Source organism: Actinomadura sp. NPDC049382, from assembly GCF_040677125.1.
GTDB lineage: Bacteria > Actinomycetota > Actinomycetes > Streptosporangiales > Streptosporangiaceae > Spirillospora > Spirillospora geliboluensis.
In genome coordinates this window covers 1-18,140 of the sequence record NZ_JBFARO010000157.1, presented here as the reverse complement: position 1 = coordinate 18,140, position 18,140 = coordinate 1, and the positions used below count along the sequence as shown (strand labels likewise).

17 protein-coding genes are annotated in these 18,140 nt (G+C 73.8%); 5 read left to right on the top strand and 12 right to left on the bottom strand.

The genetic code is table 11. The annotated features are described in order from the left end of the window. The 4 genes from AB0K34_RS41840 to AB0K34_RS41825 all read right to left on the bottom strand — a co-directional run. On the bottom strand, window positions 1–605 hold a 605-nt coding region (locus AB0K34_RS41840), incomplete at its 3' end, for a branched-chain amino acid ABC transporter permease (RefSeq protein WP_364554261.1). A 12-nt stretch (window positions 606–617) separates the two neighbouring features. After that, window positions 618–1,859 carry an ABC transporter substrate-binding protein gene (locus tag AB0K34_RS41835; RefSeq protein WP_364554259.1) on the bottom strand — a complete coding sequence of 414 codons (1,242 nt, stop codon included), beginning with the start codon at window positions 1,857–1,859 and terminating at the stop codon, window positions 618–620. Window positions 1,860–1,912: 53 nt separating this feature from the next. Next, window positions 1,913–2,614 carry an ABC transporter ATP-binding protein gene (locus AB0K34_RS41830; RefSeq protein WP_364554257.1) on the bottom strand — a complete coding sequence of 234 codons (702 nt, stop codon included), beginning with the start codon at window positions 2,612–2,614 and terminating at the stop codon, window positions 1,913–1,915. After that, a complete protein-coding gene (locus AB0K34_RS41825) occupies window positions 2,601–3,374 on the bottom strand; it encodes an ABC transporter ATP-binding protein (RefSeq protein WP_364554255.1) in 774 nt (257 codons plus the stop codon). The genes AB0K34_RS41830 and AB0K34_RS41825 overlap by 14 nt, the downstream gene beginning before the upstream one ends. Window positions 3,375–3,649: 275 nt before the next feature. Between AB0K34_RS41825 and AB0K34_RS41820 the strand changes: the two genes are divergently transcribed. Further along, the gene (locus tag AB0K34_RS41820) at window positions 3,650–5,038 is read left to right on the top strand and encodes a tannase/feruloyl esterase family alpha/beta hydrolase (RefSeq protein ID WP_364554253.1); all 1,389 of its coding nucleotides are present in this window, start codon (window positions 3,650–3,652) and stop codon (window positions 5,036–5,038) included. On the opposite strand, the gene AB0K34_RS41815 is transcribed toward AB0K34_RS41820, so the two are convergent. Continuing rightward, the gene (locus tag AB0K34_RS41815; RefSeq protein WP_364554251.1) at window positions 5,031–5,939 is read right to left on the bottom strand and encodes a LysR family transcriptional regulator; all 909 of its coding nucleotides are present in this window, start codon (window positions 5,937–5,939) and stop codon (window positions 5,031–5,033) included. The genes AB0K34_RS41820 and AB0K34_RS41815 overlap by 8 nt on opposite strands. Before the next feature lie 133 nt (window positions 5,940–6,072). Here AB0K34_RS41815 and AB0K34_RS41810 point away from each other — a divergent pair, with 133 nt between their 5' ends. Together AB0K34_RS41810 and AB0K34_RS41805 are read left to right on the top strand one after the other, a co-directional pair. Continuing rightward, on the top strand, window positions 6,073–7,260 hold the full coding sequence (locus tag AB0K34_RS41810) for a CoA transferase (protein WP_138637029.1): 1,188 nt from the start codon (window positions 6,073–6,075) through the stop codon (window positions 7,258–7,260). After that, window positions 7,261–8,529, top strand: coding sequence for an SLC13 family permease (locus AB0K34_RS41805; RefSeq protein WP_364554249.1), 1,269 nt, complete (start codon window positions 7,261–7,263; stop codon window positions 8,527–8,529). It begins immediately after the preceding gene. 19 nt (window positions 8,530–8,548) lie between these two features. Here AB0K34_RS41805 and AB0K34_RS41800 read toward each other — a convergent pair whose 3' ends face one another. Both AB0K34_RS41800 and AB0K34_RS41795 read right to left on the bottom strand, forming a co-directional pair. Further along, complete coding sequence (locus tag AB0K34_RS41800; protein ID WP_364554247.1) at window positions 8,549–9,733, bottom strand: cytochrome P450; 1,185 nt, start codon at window positions 9,731–9,733, stop codon at window positions 8,549–8,551. After that, complete coding sequence (locus tag AB0K34_RS41795; protein WP_364554245.1) at window positions 9,733–10,542, bottom strand: SAM-dependent methyltransferase; 810 nt, start codon at window positions 10,540–10,542, stop codon at window positions 9,733–9,735. Before AB0K34_RS41795 ends, AB0K34_RS41800 begins: the two co-directional genes overlap by 1 nt. Before the next feature lie 169 nt (window positions 10,543–10,711). Between AB0K34_RS41795 and AB0K34_RS41790 the strand changes: the two genes are divergently transcribed. Then, window positions 10,712–11,152 carry an SRPBCC family protein gene (locus tag AB0K34_RS41790; RefSeq protein ID WP_364554244.1) on the top strand — a complete coding sequence of 147 codons (441 nt, stop codon included), beginning with the start codon at window positions 10,712–10,714 and terminating at the stop codon, window positions 11,150–11,152. Then, window positions 11,149–11,694 carry an NUDIX domain-containing protein gene (locus tag AB0K34_RS41785; RefSeq protein WP_301176007.1) on the top strand — a complete coding sequence of 182 codons (546 nt, stop codon included), beginning with the start codon at window positions 11,149–11,151 and terminating at the stop codon, window positions 11,692–11,694. The genes AB0K34_RS41790 and AB0K34_RS41785 overlap by 4 nt, the downstream gene beginning before the upstream one ends. 24 nt (window positions 11,695–11,718) lie before the next feature. On the opposite strand, the gene AB0K34_RS41780 is transcribed toward AB0K34_RS41785, so the two are convergent. The 5 genes from AB0K34_RS41780 to AB0K34_RS41760 form a co-directional block, all read right to left on the bottom strand. Then, window positions 11,719–13,200, bottom strand: a complete 1,482-nt coding sequence (locus tag AB0K34_RS41780; RefSeq protein WP_364554242.1) for an NADH-quinone oxidoreductase subunit C — start codon at window positions 13,198–13,200, stop codon at window positions 11,719–11,721. After that, on the bottom strand, window positions 13,200–14,657 hold the full coding sequence (locus tag AB0K34_RS41775; protein ID WP_364554240.1) for a proton-conducting transporter membrane subunit: 1,458 nt from the start codon (window positions 14,655–14,657) through the stop codon (window positions 13,200–13,202). The genes AB0K34_RS41780 and AB0K34_RS41775 overlap by 1 nt, the downstream gene beginning before the upstream one ends. After that, complete coding sequence (locus tag AB0K34_RS41770; RefSeq protein ID WP_364554238.1) at window positions 14,657–15,316, bottom strand: hypothetical protein; 660 nt, start codon at window positions 15,314–15,316, stop codon at window positions 14,657–14,659. Before AB0K34_RS41770 ends, AB0K34_RS41775 begins: the two co-directional genes overlap by 1 nt. Continuing rightward, a complete protein-coding gene (locus AB0K34_RS41765) occupies window positions 15,313–16,257 on the bottom strand; it encodes an NADH-quinone oxidoreductase subunit H (RefSeq protein ID WP_240807684.1) in 945 nt (314 codons plus the stop codon). Before AB0K34_RS41765 ends, AB0K34_RS41770 begins: the two co-directional genes overlap by 4 nt. Continuing rightward, a partial coding sequence (locus AB0K34_RS41760) for a proton-conducting transporter membrane subunit (RefSeq protein ID WP_364554236.1) occupies window positions 16,254–18,140 on the bottom strand: 1,887 nt, incomplete at its 5' end. The genes AB0K34_RS41765 and AB0K34_RS41760, both read right to left, overlap by 4 nt.

Genomic DNA, 18,140 nt, shown 5'->3' with positions numbered 1-18,140 from the left:
CCGGCGAACGCCGCCAGCGCGATCCCGAACCCGAACACCGGCGTGACCCAGCGGCCCACGTCGATGCCCAGCGCCCGCGACAACTCCGGCTTCTCCGTCGCCGCCCGCACGATCATCCCCACCCGGGTGCGGGTCAGTACGACCCACACTCCACCGCACACCAGCACGGACACCGCCAGCACGAACACCTGATAGGCCGGGTAGCTGAACAATCCCAAGTTCACCGTGCCGCCGAGTTGGGACGGCCTGGGGTACGGCTGGGAGTTGACCCCGTACTGCCGTTTCACCAGGTCTTGCAAAATGAGCGCCAGACCGAAGGTGAACAGGAAGTTGTAGAGCGGATCCAGCGGGGTCAGCCGCCGGATGAACGCCCGTTCCAGGACGATCCCCGCCGCGCCCAGCGCCAGTGGCACCAGCACGAGCGCCAGCCAGAAGTTCAGGCCGAGCGAGTCGAGCGCGATGAACGCCCCGAACGCGCCCAGCATGTAGAACGCGCCGTGAGCGAGGTTGACGACGCCGAGCATTCCGAAGATGACGGCGAGGCCGAGGGCGAGCAGGGCGTAGAACGCCCCGCCCACCAGGCCGTTGAACGCCTGTTGCAGCACGTCGGCCCCGCCTCAGAGTTCGCAGGCCGGGTCCGGCTGCGGCTGGAACGCCTCCGCCGCCGGGACCGTCTTGAGGACCTTCTCGTAGTCCCAGGGCTCCTTGACCTCGCTCGCCGGCTTCACCTGCGACAGGTACGCGTCGTGCAGCAGCAGGTGGTCGGCGGCGCGGATGGTGGCGTTGCGGGCGAACATGTCGTCGATCTCGGCGCCCTCCAGCTGCGCGACCACCTCGTCCGGCCTGTCGGTACCGGCGCGCTGCACCGCCTCCAGGTACTGCAGGGCGGCCGAGTAGTTGGCGCCCATGTTGGACGTGGGCCGCTTACCGGTCTTGGCCTGGAACCTGTCGGCCCAGGCGCGGGACCTCTCGTCGAGGTTCCAGTACCACATGTCGGTGTGCTGGACCCCGGCCAGCGCGTCCGGGCCGAGCGAGTGGATGTCGCTGAGGGACAGCAGCCCGACCGCGAGCCGGACGCCCTTGTCGCGCAGCTTGTACTCGTTGTACTGCTTCACCAGGTTGACCAGGTCGCCGCCCGCGTGCATGGATCCGAGCACCTGCGGCTTGGGGTCGAGGTTCGGCGCCTTCAGCAGGAACGTGGAGAAGTTGTCGTTCGGGAACGGCGTCGGGTCGCTCTTGACCACCGTCCCGCCGGCGCCCTTGATGGCCGTGCCGAACGTCTTCTGCATGTCCTGCCCGAACGCATAGTCGGGGTAGACCATGTACCAGTTCTTGAGGCCGTCCTTGGTGACTTCCGAGCCCGTCCCGTTCGCGAGCATGTAGCTGTTGTAGCCGTAGTGGAAGGTGTACTTGTTGCACTGCTTGCCCTCCAGCTCCGTGCTGGCGGCGCCGACGTCGATGAACACCTTCTTCTTGTTCTTCGCGATGGTGGCGACGGCGAAGGCCGCGGACGAGGTCGGGACGTCCACGATGAGGTCGGCCTTCTTGCGGTCGTAGAGTTCCTGCGCCTTGGAGTTGGCGATCTCCGGCTTGTTCTGGTGGTCGGCGGCCTCGACCTCGATCTTCCCGGCCACCGCCTTGCCGCCGTACTTCGCCCGGTAGTCGGCGACGGCCATCCTGACCGCCTCGACGGTGGCGCGGCCGGAGGTGTCGGCGTAGATCCCCGACGCGTCGTTCAGGACGGCCAGCACCACCTTGCCGTCGCTGATCTTCCCTCCGCTCCCGCCCGGTCCGCCCGCGCACCCCGCCAGCAGCAGCCCGGTCGCGGCCAGGCCGCGGCTCCAGCCCATGATCCTCATTCAGGCGTCTCCTCTGTTCCCAACGGTTCGGCGAGTCGGCCTCGGGGGCACGGTCAGATCCCGAGGTAGTCGAGCAGTTCGTGCTCGCGCTCGCGGACCTGGCCGCTGTCGAGCGACTCGACGATCCGGCCCTCGGCGAGCAGGTGGTGGCGGTCGGCGACGGTGGCGGCGAAGTGCACGTTCTGCTCGATCAGCAGGACGGTCACCCCGGCGGCCTTGACCTCGCGCAGGATGGCGCCGATCTGCTGGACGATCAGCGGCGACAGACCCTCGGTGGGCTCGTCGCACAGCAGCAGCCGCGCGCCCGTCCGCAGCACCCGCGCCAGCGCGAGCATCTGCTGCTCACCGCCCGACAGCTTCGTCCCGGGGAACCGCCGCCGCTCCTTCAACCGCGGGAAGGTCTCGTACACCTGCTCCAGCGGCCAGGCTCCCTCGCCCATGCGCGGCGGCAACGTGAGGTTCTCCTCCACCGAGAGGGTGGCGAAGATGCCGCGGTCGTCCGGCACGTAACCAAGGCCGCGACGGGCGCGCTTATGCGGGCTCAGGCCGCGCATGTCCTCACCGCTCAGCGTGATCGTGCCCGTGGTTCTGCCTTGGGAGCCGTGTAGTCCCATCAGGCAGCGCAGCAGTGTGGTCTTGCCGGCGCCGTTGCGGCCGACGAGCGTCACGATCTCGCCCTTGTCGACGTGCAGCGAAACGTCGCGCAGGGCCTGGGCCTCGCCGTACCAGGCCGACAGTCCTTCAACGCGCAGCATGGGAGTCTCCGAGGTAGGCAGTGACCACGCGCGGGTCGTGGCGGATATCGGCATACGGCCCTTCGACCAGGACCTGGCCGTGCTGAAGCACCGTCACCCGGTCGGCCAGGCTCGCGACCACACTCATGTTGTGCTCGACCAGAACCACCGTCCGCCCCGCCCGGATCTTGCGGACGAGGGCGATGGTGCGTTCCACGTCCTCCACACCCATGCCGGCGGTCGGCTCGTCCAGCAGCAGCACCGTGGGGTCGAGAGCCAAAGCGAGCGCCAGTTCCAGGGCGCGCTTGCTGCCGTACGACAGCGCGCCCGCCGCGACGTCCGCCTGCTCCTCCAGCCCGACCTGGGCGAGGAGCTCCCCTGCGCGCCCGGCGAAGCGGTCGAGCGCCCGGTCGGAGCGCCAGAACCGCCAGCCGAGCCCGGTGCCGGCGGCCAGCGCCAGCTCCATGTGCCGGCGCGGGGTCAGCTCGGCGAACAGGCTGGTGATCTGGAACGAGCGCGCCACGCCCAACCGGGTGATCGCCTCCGGGCTCCGCCCCGCAAGCTCATGCCGCCCCAACCGGACGCTGCCCGCGGTCGGCTTCAAGAACCCGGTCAGCAGGTTGAACAACGTCGTCTTGCCGGCGCCGTTCGGCCCCACCAGCGCGTGCACGGACCCCTCCCCCACATCCAGGTCCACACCGTCCACGGCACGGAAACCGCGGAACTCCCGGACCAGGCCCCGCGCCTTCAGCACCGGGGCCTGCGAGACGAGATCGCCCATGCGCCCTCCTCACGCGTCAAGGCGTGACCCGCGCCACATCCGGGCCGCCGTGACCGTGAACGCTAGGCGGCGGCCGGGCCGGCGAACCAGGTGATCGAGCACATATTCGGGCGCTCCGCTATGAGGCCGCGCACATCGGCAGGCCCGAGGCACCACAGGACGCGGGCGAAGAGTGTGCTCGGGAACGTGGCCCCGCCGTCCGCCGGTCGCTCAGCATGGCTTCTCGCACGGGGCCGACCGGCGAGCCCCGTCCCGTCGTCCCCCGGAGGCCGCACATGCCCGTCGTCCGCAGACCCTCCGTCGTATCGGCCCTGCTGGGGCCGCTGCTGGCCGTCCCGCTGGTCGCGATGGCCGTCCCGTCCGCGCAGGCCGGCGCCCGCTGCGCCGGCCTGGACCGAGTCCGCGTCCCCGGTGCGGAACGGCAGGTCGCCGCCTGCCTGGACGACCTGACGACCGCGGGCACGGTCGCCTCCGGCCACACCGTCCCCGCCCAGTGGACGGGGCTGCACGCGGCCGCCACGAAGAACCCGAGCGGCGTGCCGGGCGTCCAGATCGACGGCTACTTCCGGGACGACTCCTCGTTCAACACCACCCACGGCTGGAACCACGACTCCCAGTTCGTGATCCGGCTCCCGGAGCGGTGGAACGGCGGGCTGGTGGTCTCCGGGGCGCCGGGGACGCGGCTCCAGTACGCCAACGACTTCACCATCTCCGACTGGGTGCTGGCGAAGGGGTACGCGTTCGCCTCCACCGACAAGGGCAACAACGGCGCGACGTTCTTCAAGGACGGCCGCCGCCCCGGCGACGCCATCGCAGAGTGGTACCGCCGGATGACGCAGCTCACCGTCGCGGCCAGGACGACGGTGGCCCGCCACTACGGCAAGCCGCTGCGCAGGACGTACGCGGCCGGCATCTCCAACGGCGGCCAGCTCGTGCGCAAGGCCCTGGAGGACCACCCCGAGCTGTACGACGGCGGCCTCGACTCCGAGGGCACGTACTGGCCCCGGGACGGCGGCGACAACGCGCTGGTCTACCTGCCGGTGGCGCTGCGCAACTACCCGAAGTACGCGGCGACCGGCGACCCGGCGGCTCATGCCGCGATGCTCGAGGCGGGCTTCGCGCCGGGCTCGGAGTTCCTCTGGGACTTCAACTACAGCGTCCTCTGGGACAACACGCAGCGCATCTACCGCGAGGAGGTCGACCCGTCCTACGACGGCGACCTGGAGGCGGGCGTCCCCTACTGCGAGAGCGGCACGCCGAACTGCGACACCGACTACCGCTACCACGCGCGTCCCAGGAGCGTCCACAGGACGGTGGAGCGGCTCGGGATGACGGGCCGCATCGGCAAGCCGCTGATCACGGTGCAGGGCACCCTGGACACGCTCCTCCCGATCAAGGTCCACGGCGACGCCTACGACCGCAAGGTCCGGGAGCGGGGCAGGGGCGCGCTGCACCGCTACTACCGGATCGAGGGCGCCTCCCACCTCGACCTCGAATACGACATGTTCCCGGACCGGATGCGCCCGCTGCTGCCCTGCATGCGGACGGCGTTCGACGCCCTCGAACGCTGGACCGCCCCGCGCGGCGGCCAGGCGCCCCCGCCGAGCACGACCGTCCCCCGGCAGGAGTCCGGGAACGTGGTCGACACCTGCGCGATCAGCTGACCCCGCGCGCCGCCGGCTCCCGTCCGGCGAGCCCGTCCGCCTCCGCGCGGATGAGCCGCCGGACGATGAGCGCGGACGGCGAGGGCCGCCCGTCCCGCCGCTGGGTCAGGCACAGCTGGACGGGCGGCGCGTCGCGCAGCGGCAGCCAGACCAGGCCGGCGATGTCGGCCGAGGTGGGGAAGCGGGCGAGGACGCCGAGCCCGGCCCCCCGCGCCACCATCACCTTGACGGTGCGCGCCGACATGGCCTGGACGACGACGTCGGGTTCGGGAACGTGCCGGTGCAGCGTCTCCCACATCACCGTGCCCGCCCGCATGGTGACGACCGGCCAGGTCCCGAGGTCGCGCCAGTGGACCTGCCCGCGCCCGGCGAGCGGATGGTCGGTGCGGACGAAGATCCCGAGCGGGGCGGAGACGAGCGGCGTCCTGCTCAGCCCCGGCGCCGCCGGGCTCTCCGGCATGGTGACGACCCCGAAGTCCAGCTCGCCGTCGAGCACGGCGTCCTCGACGGCGCCCGAGGCGCCCTCGCGGACGCCGAACCGCAGCCCCGGATGCCGCTCCCGCAGCCGCCCCACCACCGGGGCGATGATCGTCTCCGCGGCCACCGAGACGGCCCCGATCTGGACCCGGCCCCGGTAGGCGCCGCTCGCCTCCATCGCCGACGCGCGCACCGCGTCCTCGGCGGCGACGAGCCGGCCGAGCGGCTCGATCAGCGCCTGGCCGGCCGGTGTCGGCCGCACGCCGTGCCGGCCGCGGGTGAGCAGGACGACGTCGAGCTCCTCCTCCAGCAGCCCGATCTGCTGCCCGATCGCGGGCTGGCTGACGCCGCAGCGGGCGGCGGCCGCGCGCAGCGACCCGGTCTCGACGGCGGCCAGGAAGTACCGCGCCCGTTCGACACGCATCGGCCGACTATAGAAGCAGAACCTTTCACCCGTGAACGGAGAACGCGTCTTCCCCGGCAGGTCACCGCCGGTGCATGGTGCGTAGGTCGGTTCTCCGACCTGCCCGAACGTCCTCCAGTGAAAGGAATCCCCGGTGCCTGACGGTCCGCTGAGCGGAGTGCGCGTCCTGGACGTGTCGACGATCCTGGCCGGCCCCCTGGCGTCCTCGCTGCTCGGCGAGTTCGGCGCCGAGGTGATCAAGATCGAGCATCCCGCCGAGGGCGACCCGGCGCGCCGCTACCCGCCGCTGGAGGACGGCGAGTCGGCCGCCTGGGCGATGCTGGCCCGCGCCAAGCGGAGCGTCACGATCGACCTGCACCGCCCCGAGGCGGCGGACCTCGTCGGGCGGCTGGCCGCCGCCGCCGACATCGTGGTGACCAACTTCCGCCCGGCGGCGCTGCGCCGCTTCCGCATCGACTTCGACGACCTGCGGGCGTACCGGCCCGACCTCGTGATGGTGCACGTGAGCGCGTTCGGCCGCACCGGCCCCTACGCCGACCGGCCCGGCTTCGCCCGCGTCGCGGAGGCGTTCGCGGGCCTCACCCACCGGACCGGCGACCCGGACCGGCCGCCGGTCTTCGCCGGCTACCCCGTGGCCGACGGCGTCACCGGCATCTACGCCGCGTTCGCGGCCCTGCTCGCCCTGCGGCAGCGCGACCGCACCGGCGAGGCGCAGCTCGCCGACATCCCCCTCTACGAGCCGCTGCTGCGGATGATGGAGGACTTCATCGTCGAGTACGGCGCCACCGGCGAGAACCGGGGGCGGCAGGGCAACCGGAACCCGCACATCAGCCCGAACAGCCTCTACCGGACCCGCGACGGCCGCTGGCTGGCGCTGCCCGCCTCCACCGAGCAGATGTGGCGTCGGCTCGTCGCGGTCATGGACGCCCCCGACCTCGCCGTCCACGACTCCATGACCGCCCGGCTGGAGCACCGCGAGGAGATCGAGGCGCGGGTCGCCGCGTTCGTCGCCGCCCGCGACCTCGACCCGCTCATGGCGCTGCTGCGGGACGCCGGGGTCGCGGCGGGCCCGGTGAACTCGGCGGCCGACATCTGCGCCGACCCGCACATCCGCGCCCGCGGGTCGGTGGTGGAGGTCCTGGACGAGCGCACCGGCCGCCGCCGCCTCATGCAGGCGCCGGCCGGCCGCTTCTCCGGCTTCGGCGCCGTCATCGGCGGCGCCGCGCCGGCCCTCGGCGAGCACACGGCCGAAGTACTGCGCGACCTCGCCGGGCTCGGGGACCCGGAGATCGCCGACCTGCGCCACCGAGGAGTGGTCTGAATGGCGACCCTGTCCATCATCGTGCTGGTCGCCCTGTTCGCGGCGACCCTTCTCCCCGCGTTCGACCTCGGGCTCGGCGCGCTCGCCGCCGCGTTCCTGCTCGGCCTCGCCGCCGACGTCGCCACCGACGAGGTGACGGGCTTCTTCCCCGCCGACTTCTTCGTGCTGATCGTCGGGGTGACCGCACTGTTCGCCGTCGCCCACCTCAACGGCACCCTGGACTGGCTGCTCGACCTGCTGCTGCGCCTCGTCCGCGGGCGGCTCGTGCTCATCGTGCTGGTCCCGTTCGTCATCGGCGCCGTGCTCACCGCGGTCGGCACCCTGCCCGCCGCCGCGACCGCGATCGTGTCCCCGATCGCGCTGGGCTTCGCCGCCCGGTACCGGATCTCGCCGCTGATCGCCGCCGTCCTCGGCATCACCGGCATCATCGGCGGGCTGCTGTCGCCGCTCGCCGTCTACGGCGTCACGGCGCGGGAGCTGAGCGAGAAGCAGGGCATCGCGCTGCCCGGCTCGGCACCGCTGACGTTCCTGCTCGGCGGCCTGGTCACCGGGCTGGTCGTCTGCGCGGCCCTGCTGGTCGTCGGCACCCGCACGGGCGCCGTGCCGCCCGGCCGGATCACCGCCCCGCCTCCGGCCCTCGCCTCGGACGGGCCCGCCGCCCCGGCACCGGCGGATGTGCGCGAGGGAACCGGGGCCCGCGCCCTCACGGTCCTCTGCCTGCTCGCGGTCGTCGCGCTCTCGGTCGGCTTCGACATGAACGTGGGCTACCTCGGCCTGACCGCGGCGCTGGTGCTGCAACTGGCGCTCCGGCTGCCGTCCGGCGAGATCGTGTCGCGGATCCCGTGGAACGTCGTCCTGCTGATCGGCGGCCTGCTGACCTACGTCGGCCTGATGCAGCACCTCGGCGCGTTCAAGCAGATCAGCGACCTGCTCAGGGTGGACGGGTCGCCGCTGCTCAGCCTGCTGGTGCTGTGCTACATCGCCGGGGTGACCTCGTTCGCCGCCAGCTCGATCGCGGTGTTCATCACGACGATGCCGCTGCTGCCCCCGCTGGTGGCCGACGGCGTGTCCCCGGTCGGCGGCGTGCTCGCCCTCGCGCTGGCCTCGGTGCTGGTCGACATCAACCCGCTCGGCATCACCGGCGGCCTGATCCTCGGCGCCGCCGAACCCTCGGCGCGGCCCCGCCTGTTCCGCCAGCTCCTGGTCTACGGGCTCGTCTCGATCCCGGTCGCGCCGCTCCTCACCTGGCTCGCCTTCGGCTGGTGGTAACGGATCGGACGCGGAGCCGTCAGACGCGGACGGGAAGGGCGACCAGGCCGCGGACGATGGAGCCGGTGCGGTGGTGGCGCAGGTCGGCGGGCGGGACGGCGAGGGCCAGGCCGGGGAAGCGGTCCAGCAGGCCGCCGATCGCGATCTGCCCCTCCAGCCGGGCCAGCGGTGCGCCGAGGCAGAAGTGGAGCCCGTGGCCGAAGGCGACGTGCCGCTTCGGGGCGCGCGTCACGTCCAGCCGGTCGGGGTCGTCGAACACGGCGGGGTCGCGGTCGGCCGCGCCGAGCGAGACGTGCACCCAGGCGCCCTTCGGGACGAACGTGCCCGCGATCTCCATGTCCTCCAGGGCGATGCGCTGGCTGGCCCGCTCCACCGGGCCGTCGTAGCGCAGCAGCTCCTCGACGGCCGCCGGCAGCAGCTCGGGCTCGGCCCGGAGCAGCGCCATCTGGTCGGGCTCCCGGAGCAGCGCGAGCACGCCGTTGCCGATGAGGTTGACCGTGGTCTCGTGCCCCGCGATGAGCAGCAGCGCGATACCGGCCAGCAACTCGGGCTCGGTCAGCGCGGCGTCCCCGTCGCGGGCGGTGATGAGCGCGCTGACCAGGTCGTCCTCCGGACGGGCGCGCCGCTCGGCGATGACCTCGGTCAGGTAGCCGTTGAACGCGCGGGCGACGTCGCGGCGGTGGGCGCGGGCCTCGGAGGTCAGCGCCGGGACGGTCAGCACGGCCGTCCACTCGCGGAACCGGGCCCGGTCGGACGCGGGCACGCCGAGCAGCTCGCAGATGACCTGCACCGGCAGCGGGACGGCGAGGTCCTCGATCAGGTCCGCCGCGCCGCGCGCCGCGATGCCGTCCAGCAGCCCGTCGGTGATCTCCTGGACGCGGGGCCGCAGCCGCTCCACCCGCCGGGACGTGAACGCCTTGGCCATCAGCCCGCGCAGCCGGGTGTGGTCGGGCGGGTCCATGGCGAGCATGGTGCCGCCGAAGAACTGCTCGCCGTTCACCGGCACGGCGCTGTGAGAGACGTCCTTGGACAGGCGCGGATCGGCCAGGGCCGCGCGCCCGTGCTCGTGGTCGACCACCAGGAACGCGGTGGCCCCCTCGGGGAAGTCGATCGGGTGGACCGGCCCGGAGGCCCGCAGTTCCGCGTAGGCGGCGTACGGGTCCTCGCTGAACGCCCGGCTGAACAGGAATCCGAGGGGCAGCATCACACCACCCGTCCCACGGCGGCGAGGAAGCCCGGCCGGGACATGTCGGACCGGAACGGCTCGGCGTCCGCCCGCCAGTCGGCGACCTGGACCAGGCCGGGCCCGACCAGCTCGGTACCCGCGAAGAACGCCGTCACCTCGGCGGCCCCGCGCGGGATGATGTCGCCGGCGCCGGTCCGGCCGTAGGCGGAGCGCACCTGGTCCTCGACGTCCTGCGTGACCTCGCCCCGGTGGCCGTGGGAGATGGCCAGGTAGCTGCCCGGAGCCAGGGGGGCGCGCAGCCTCGCCACGATCTCGGCGGGGCGCTCCTCGTCCGGGATGAAGTGCAGGATGGCCAGCAATAACAGCCCGACCGGCTGCGTGAAGTCGATCCGCGCCTTGACCTCGGGATGGCCCAGGATCGTCTCCGGCTCGCGCAGGTCGGCCTGCACGACGGTGGTCAGCGGGTTGTCGGCCAGCAGCGCCCGCGCGTGCGCGAGGACGATGGGGTCGTTGTCGACGTAGATGACGCGGGAGCCGGGAGCGGCGCGCTGCGCGACCTCGTGCACGTTCTCCTGCGTCGGCAGCCCGGAGCCGATGTCGAGGAACTGCCGGACGCCGCGCGCGGCCATCATCGTGACGGCCCGCGACAGCAGCGCGCGGTTGGCGCGGGTGAACTCCAGGACGTTCGGCATGGCCGCGACCACCTGGTCGGCGGCGGCGCGGTCGGCGGCGAAGTTGTCCTTGCCGCCGAGGTAGTAGTCGTACATGCGGGCGACGCTGGGGGTCTCGGGGTCGATCACCCACTCCGGATGATGCTCACCGCTCATGACGGACCTCCCCTGGCGGGTAGCGATCGCATGATTCTAGGGGCCCGATCCGCCCGATTTTCGATCTTCGGTAACTCCATGGGCTGCTCCAGGAAAAATGCCTGGTAAAGGTGCCGACACGTCCGGGGGCGCGGCGCCGGGGGTCCGGCGCGGTGGGAGGATGGGCCGCATGGGAAAAGTCGTGGTCACCGCGGAGACGACCTTGCAGGCGAGCCCGGCGCGGGTGCTCGACGCGCTCGGCGACTACACGGGCGTGCGGTCCCGGATGCTGACCGAGCACTTCAGCGAGTACGAGGTGCGGGAGGGCGGCCAGGGCGCGGGCACGGTCGTGCACTGGAAGCTCGCGGCCACCAGCAAGCGGGTGCGCGACTGCCTGTTCACCGTCAGCACCCCCGATGAGAACCGGCTGGTCGAGCGGGACGCCAACTCGTCCATGGTCACCACCTGGACGGTGTCCCCGGCGGACGGCGGCACGCGCGTCCAGGTCACGACGACCTGGGACGGCGCGGGCGGTATCGGCGGGTTCTTCGAGCGCACCTTCGCCCCCAAGGGGCTGCGGAGCATCTACGACGCGCAGCTGGCCAAGCTGAGCGCCGAAGTCGCCACATGACGAGTGCGCCGCCCGGCGGCCGCACCGCCGGCGACCCGGCGCCCGGCGAGAACTACCGGCGGCGCACCGCGCGGGTGCTGCTCGTGGACGACGCCGACCGCGTCCTGCTGTTCCGCTGGCCGCTGACCGGCGGCGACCCCGCCTCGGGGTACTGCTGGATCACTCCGGGCGGCGGCATCGAGCCGGGCGAGACCCTGCGCGCCGCGGCGGCCCGCGAGCTGCGCGAGGAGACCGGCCTGGCCGTCTCCCCCGGCGACCTCGGCCCGCAGGTCGCCGTGACCTCCGGCCACGCCGACCTCGGCTGGGCCAAGGGCCTGTTCCGGGACGACTTCTTCCTGTACCGCACGGCCGCCTACGACATCGACACCACGGGGTTCACCCCGATCGAACGCGAGCACGTCGGCGCCCACCGCTGGTGGACGCTCGGCGAGCTGGCCGGCGCGCGGGACCCGGTCTACCCGTTCGGGCTCGCCGAGCTGCTCACCGACCTGCTCTCCGGCGTCGTCCCGGCCGAGCCCGTCCGCCTCCCCTGGCACCACTGAGCCTGCCGCGCACGGTCGGCGCGGTCAGAGGTCGTTGCCGGCGTAGGACAGGTTGAAGCTCTTGTTGACCAGCGGGAAGTCGGGGACGATCGTGCCGCTGAGCGCCACCGGCAGGGCCGGCCAGTTGAGGAACGACGGGTCCACGATCTTCACGCGGGCCAGCGTCCCGTCCGGGGCGAGTTCGACGCGGTGGACGATGGCGCCGCGCCAGCCCTCCACGATCCCGACGCCGGACGCGCGCCGGGGGCGTCCGGTCGGCGGCCAGGCGGAGACCAGGCCGGGGTTCATCGCGTAGGCGAGGTCGCGGACGATCTCGATCGACGCGGCGATCTCGCGCACCCGGATCTGGAACCGGGCGAGCACGTCGCCGGTCCCGGCGGTGGGGACGGTCAGCGCCGGGCGCAGGTCGGTGAAGGGGTGGTCGCGGCGGGCGTCGGCGTCGACGCCGCTCGCGCGGGCGACCGGGCCGAGGGCGCCGAGGTCGCGCGCGGCGGCGGAGGACAGCGGCGCGGTGCCGGTGAAGCGGTCGGCGACCACGGTGTGCCCGAGGGCGAGGCCGGCGAGTTCGGCGACGTCGGCGCCGATGGCCTGGAGCGCGGCGGGGTCGGGCACGGCGCGCAGGACGGCGCCGCCGAGCAGCACCCCGCCGCGCAGCAGCCGGTGGCCGGTCACGTCGGCGTTGAGCCTGAGCAGCTGCTCGCGGATGCGTCCGAACTGGGCGTTCAGGATCGAGTGGCCGACGTCGTTGCAGAGCGCGCCGAGGTCGGTCACGTGGTTGTAGAGGCGTTCGAGTTCGAGCAGGAGGGCCCGCCTGCGCTGCCCGCCGGGCGACACGACGCAGCCGGCGGCGTCCTCGACGGCGAGGCAGAAGGCGAGGGCGTGCCCGACGGTGGTGTCGCCGCTGACGCGTTCGGCCAGTTGCAGCGCGTCGCCCGGCGGGCGCCCCTGGAACAGCTCCTCCAGCCCCTTGTGGACGAACCAGAGCCGCGCCTTCAGCTTCAGGATGCTCTCGCCGACGACGGAGAACCGGAAGTGGCCCGGCTCGATCATCCCGGCGTGCACCGGCCCGACCGGGATCTCGTACACGCCGGGCCCGTCGACCCGGACGAACGGGTAGGGGCCCGCGGGGTCGCCGAACGGGGGCGGCGGCCCGGCGTCGGCGCGCATCGGGTACCAGCCGCGCGGCCAGTGGTGGTGCCGGACGAGCCGGCGCGGCAGCGGATGGCCGGTCGGGACGATCCCGTACAGGTCGTGCATCTCCCGTTCGAACCGTCCGGCGGGGAAGCTGAGCCCGGCGAGGCTCGGCACGGCCGGGTCGTCCCGGTCGAGGCGGACGTGCAGTTCGGTGCGCCGGTCCGGGCCGGGCGCGGTGAACAGGTAGACGGCGCGGAGGCCGTCCGGGTCCTCGTGGGCGGCGGCCAGGGCGAGACGGTGCCCGTCGCTCAGCAGCGCGGCGGCGCGCTCGGGCAGCCGGGCGGGGTCGATGTCGTCGGCGGTCGTGGTCATCAGTGCGCTCCGAGGACGGCGGCGGCGTCGAGGAGGAGCCCGTGCAGGGGGCCGAGGCCGATCCCGACCGCGGCGCAGACGGGCAGGCCGAGCAGCAGGGCGGCGGCCGCGCCGAGCGGCGGGCGGGACGGCGGTGTCGCGGCGCCGGGCCCGGTGCGCGGGCCGCCGAGCAGCATCCGGGCCGTCCCGGCGGCGATGGCGGCGGTGGCGGCGAGCAGCAGCGCGAGCGCGGCGGCGACGGCCCAGCCGAGGCCGGCGGCGAACCCGGCGCGGAAGACGGCGAGTTCGCTGGCGAACAGGCTGAACGGCGGGAAGCCGAGCAGCGCGAGCACGGCGGCGCCGAACGCGGCGGCGGCCAGCGGGGCGCGGGCGGCGACGCCGCGCGCGGCGCCGATCCGGCTGGTCCCGGCGGCCTGCTGGAGGTGCCCGGCGGCGAGGAACGCGACCGTCTTGGCGAGCCCGTGCCCGAGGACGTGCAGCAGGACGGCGGCCATGGCGAGCCGGGTCCCGATCGCGGCACCGAGCGCGATCAGGCCCATGTGCTCGATGCTGGAGTAGGCGAGCATCCGCTTGTAGTCGCGCTGCCCGAGCAGCAGGGCGGCGGCGAGCGCGAGGGACGCCAGCGCGACGGTCAGCAGCAGCGTCCGGACGAACCCGGCGCCGAGCGCCGCGTCGGCGATCACCTTGACCCGCAGCACGGCGTAGAAGGCGACCGACAGCAGGGCTCCGGACATGAGCGCGGACACCGGCGCCGGCGCCTGGCCGTGCGCGTCCGGCAGCCAGGCGTGCAGCGGCGCGAGCCCGGCCTTGGCGCCGAACCCGAGGACGAGCAGCGCGACGGCGATGCGCGTGACGTCGGGGTCGAGGCGCCCGGCGTGGGCGGCGAGATCCGCCCAGCCGAGCGAGCCGGCGGCCGGGACGTGCGCCTGCTGCGCGGCGAAGTGCAGCAGCACGACGCCGAGGAAGGCCAGCGCGATCCCGGCCGAGCAGATCACGACGTACTTCCAGGCGGCCTCGGTCGCGTTGCGGGTGCGGCGGTGCCCGACGAGGAACGCGGTCACCACCGTGGTCGCCTCGATCGCGACCCACAGCATGCCGAGGCTCGCGGCCAGCACGGCGAGCGCCATCGCGGCGACGAACGCCTGGGTGAGGACGCCGTACCGGCGCGCGTCGCGCGGGGACGTCCCCTCGGCGGCCAGGTAGGCGGGGCTCGCGAGCATCGCGGGCAGCGCCACGGTGCCGATCACGATGAGCATGAACGCGCTGAGCGCGTCGGCGCGCAGCAGGCCGCCGGGCCCGGTCTGCGGGTCGGTCGCGGCCAGCGCGATTCCGCAGGCCAGCACCACCGCGGCGGCGGCGGCGCCGAGCCAGGACGTCCCGCGCCGCCACCCGAGGGCGGCCTGGCACGCGACGGCCAGCAGCGGCGCCCCGATGGGGGCGATCAGCAGCAGGGTCATCAGTCGCGCAGCTCCCGCAGGTCGTCCAGGTCGGTGTCGCCGAAGGCGGCCCGCATCCGCGCGGTCAGCACCTGGAGCACCAGCACCGCCAGCAGGACGTCGAGCGAGACGCCGAGTTCCACGACGAGCGGCACCCCCGAGGCGGTGAGGAACGCGACCGCGGTGATGCCGTTGTCCATGAGCAGGAACCCGACGATCTGGGACACGGCGCGGCGCCGCGTCACCAGCACGAAGAGCCCGATCAGCACGACGGTCAGCGCGACCGGCACGGCGTGGGTCGCGGGCGTCGGGTCCAGCCGCACGATGGGGCGGGTGACGGCGTAGCAGAGCAGGCCGAGCAGCGCCGCGACGGTGAGCGAGGCCGCCACGTTGACCAGCGGCTGCGTCTCGCGGCTCGTCCCGCCCCCGGCCAGGGCGCGGCGCAGCAGCCACGGGAGCAGCAGCGTCCGCAGCGCCCCGATGCCCGCGGCCAGCGCGACCACGCCGGCGTCGCCCTCGTGGATGCCGAGGACCGCGATGAGCAGCGCGAGCGCCGCGCCCTGCAGCGCGAACAGCCGCACGATCGCGGCGAGGTCGCGGCGCCACAGCACCAGCACCCCGGTGAGCAGGAAGGCGCCGCAGGACGCGTTGAGGAGCTGCACATAGGTCGTGTGGTTCATGGCGCCACCAGGAAGAAGGACGAGGCGACGGCGAACAGGGCCAGCACGAACGAGCCGGCGAGCAGCTCCGGCACCCGGAACATGCGGAGCTTCGCCATGAAGACCTCGGCGGCGGCGAGCACGGCGCCCCCCGCCGCGACCTTGGCGGCGATGGCGGCGACGCCGACCGGCAGCAGCGCGAGGGAGTCCCCGGCGACGCCCCACGGGACGAAGAGGTTCGACAGCAGGCCGAGCAGCACGGTCAGCCGCATCGCCGACGCCCACTCGACGAGCGCGAGGTCGGGCCCCGCGTACTCCAGCACCATCGCCTCGTGGATCATCGTCAGTTCGAGGTGGGTGGACGGGTTGTCCACCGGCATCCGCCCCGCCTCGGCGATGACGACGACCACGAGCGCGACGAGGGCGAGCAGGCTCGCGGGGAACACGGCGCGCTGCGGGTCGTCGAGCGTCGCGGTGACGATCGCGCCGAGGTTGGTGGAGCCGGCGCGCACCGACAGCGCGAACGTCGACAGCAGGATGGTGGGCTCTACGAGCGCCAGCACGACCATCTCGCGGCTCGCGCCCATGCCGCCGAACGCGGTGCCGGTGTCGAGGGCGGCGAGCGCGAGCGCGACCGTGCCGAGCGCGAGCAGCGCGGTCACGGCGAACAGGTCGGCGGCCCCGTCCAGCGGGGACCGGGTCGTGACGAGCGGGACCACGGCCGCGACGACGAGCGTCGACCCGGCGAGGACGAGCGGCGCCATGCGGAACAGGGGGCCGGTGCCGTGCGGGGTGATCGGCTCCTTGCGGAGGAGTTTGCGCAGGTCGCGCCATGGCTGCAGGACGCCGGCCCCGGCGCGTCCCTCCGCCCGCGCGCGGACCTGCCGCATCAGCCCGACCAGCAGCGGCGCGCCGGCCGCCACGAGGACGACCTGGAGCACCGCCCCGAGGATCCCGCTCACCGGACCACCGCCAGGGCGATCAGCAGGCCGGTGACGGCGTAGAAGCCGTACCCGACGTAGCGGTGCACGCTGCCGTTGGCGAGGCCGCGCGCCGCCTCCCCGGTCCGCGCCGCCGCCGCGAGGACGGGACGGTACAGCCGGTGCTCGACCCGGTCGCCGATCCGCGTCCGGTAGGTCACGCTGTCCACGAGGTAGGCCGACTCCTTCAGCGGGGTGACGTCGAGGTCGGTCTCGGGGGCGAGCACGTCGTCGAAGACGCGCTGCAGCGGCTCGGCGAACGACGTCGCGGTGTACTCCATCCGCGCGGTCATGGGCCCGGCGCCGCAGTCCCACAGCCGGGCGGGGCGGCGGGCCGCCCGGCGGGTCGCGGCGGCGCGCAGCAGCGCGAGCAGCCCGACGGCGGCGACCAGCAGGAACACGGCGATGAGCAGCGGCGACATGGTGCCGGACAGCCCGGCGAGGCGGAGCGTCACCGGGCCCGACACGGCGTCCGGGCCGGGCACGGCGACGGCCACCGGCCGCGCGATCGCGGGCAGGACGAGCCCCGGCGACAGCGCCAGCACGACGCAGGCGCCGGCGGCCGCGGCCATCCCGGCGAGCATCGGCGCGGGCGCCTCGCGGGCCCGCTCGGCCGCCGCGCCGCGGGCCCGCGCGAGGAACCCGACCCCGAACGCCTTCACGAACGTGGCGATCGCGAGCCCCGCCGACAGCGCCACCGCCGCCACGGCCAGCGGCATCGTGACCGCGATGACCGTCCCGCCGGTCGGCAGGGCGTGGACGAGGCTCTGCAGCAGCAGCCACTCGCTGACGAAGCCGTTGCCGAGCGGGAGCGCGGAGGCCATCAGCGCGCCGACGCCGAAGAGCGCCGTGGTCGCGGGCATCCGGGTCCGGAGGCCGCCGAGGGCGTCCAGGTCGCGGGTGCCGGTGGCGTGCAGGACCGATCCCGCCGCGAGGAACAGCAGCGTCTTGAACCCGGCGTGGTTGACGATGTGCAGCAGCGCGGCGGTCAGCGCGAGGGCGGACAGCGTGCGCGCGCCCGACGCCGCGAACAGCCCGGACGCTCCGACGCCCACCAGGACCAGGCCCATGTTCTCGCAGGTCGAGTAGGCCAGGAGCCGTTTGAGGTCGGCGGCCACGGCCGCCTGGAGGATGCCGTACAGGGCCGAGAGGCCCCCCGCCGCGAGGACGATCAGCCACCACCAGGCCGGACCGCCGCCCAGCAGGTCGAACCCGACCCGCACGATCCCGTACGCGCCGAGGTTGACCATGGCGGCGCTCATCAGCGCCGACACGTGGCTCGGCGCCTCCGGATGGGCGCGCGGCAGCCACACGTGCAGCGGGGCGATCCCGGCCTTGGACGCGAAACCGAGCAGGACCGCGAGGAACACGGCGGCGCGTCCCGCCGGCGGGAGCCCGTCCGCCGCCGCGCGGAGCCGCTCGAACGACTCGCCGTGCGCGGCCGCCGCGAAACCGGCGAGCCCGGCGAGGATCACCACGAGCCCGAGATGCGTCATGACCGCGTACCAGAGCCCCGCCGCGCGGACCTCGTCCCGGCTCCGGTGCTCGGCCACGACCAGCAGCAGGGACGCCAGCGCCATCAGCTCCCACGCCAGCAGGAACGTGCTCACGCTCGCCGCCGCCGGGACGAGCGTCATCGCCGCCGCGAACACCGGGAGCATCGCCTGCGGGACGCGTCCGCCCAGGTCGCCGTGCCGGGTGTAGCCGATGCCGTAGACGGCCGCGCACACGGCCACCGCCCCCGTGATGGCGAGGAAGAGGCCGCCCAGCGGGTCCAGCGCCAGCCGCACGCCCGCGAGCGGCAGCAGGCCGGGCAGCCGGGCGCTCCACTCCCCGCCCAGCATCGCCGCGGCGCCCGCGGCGGC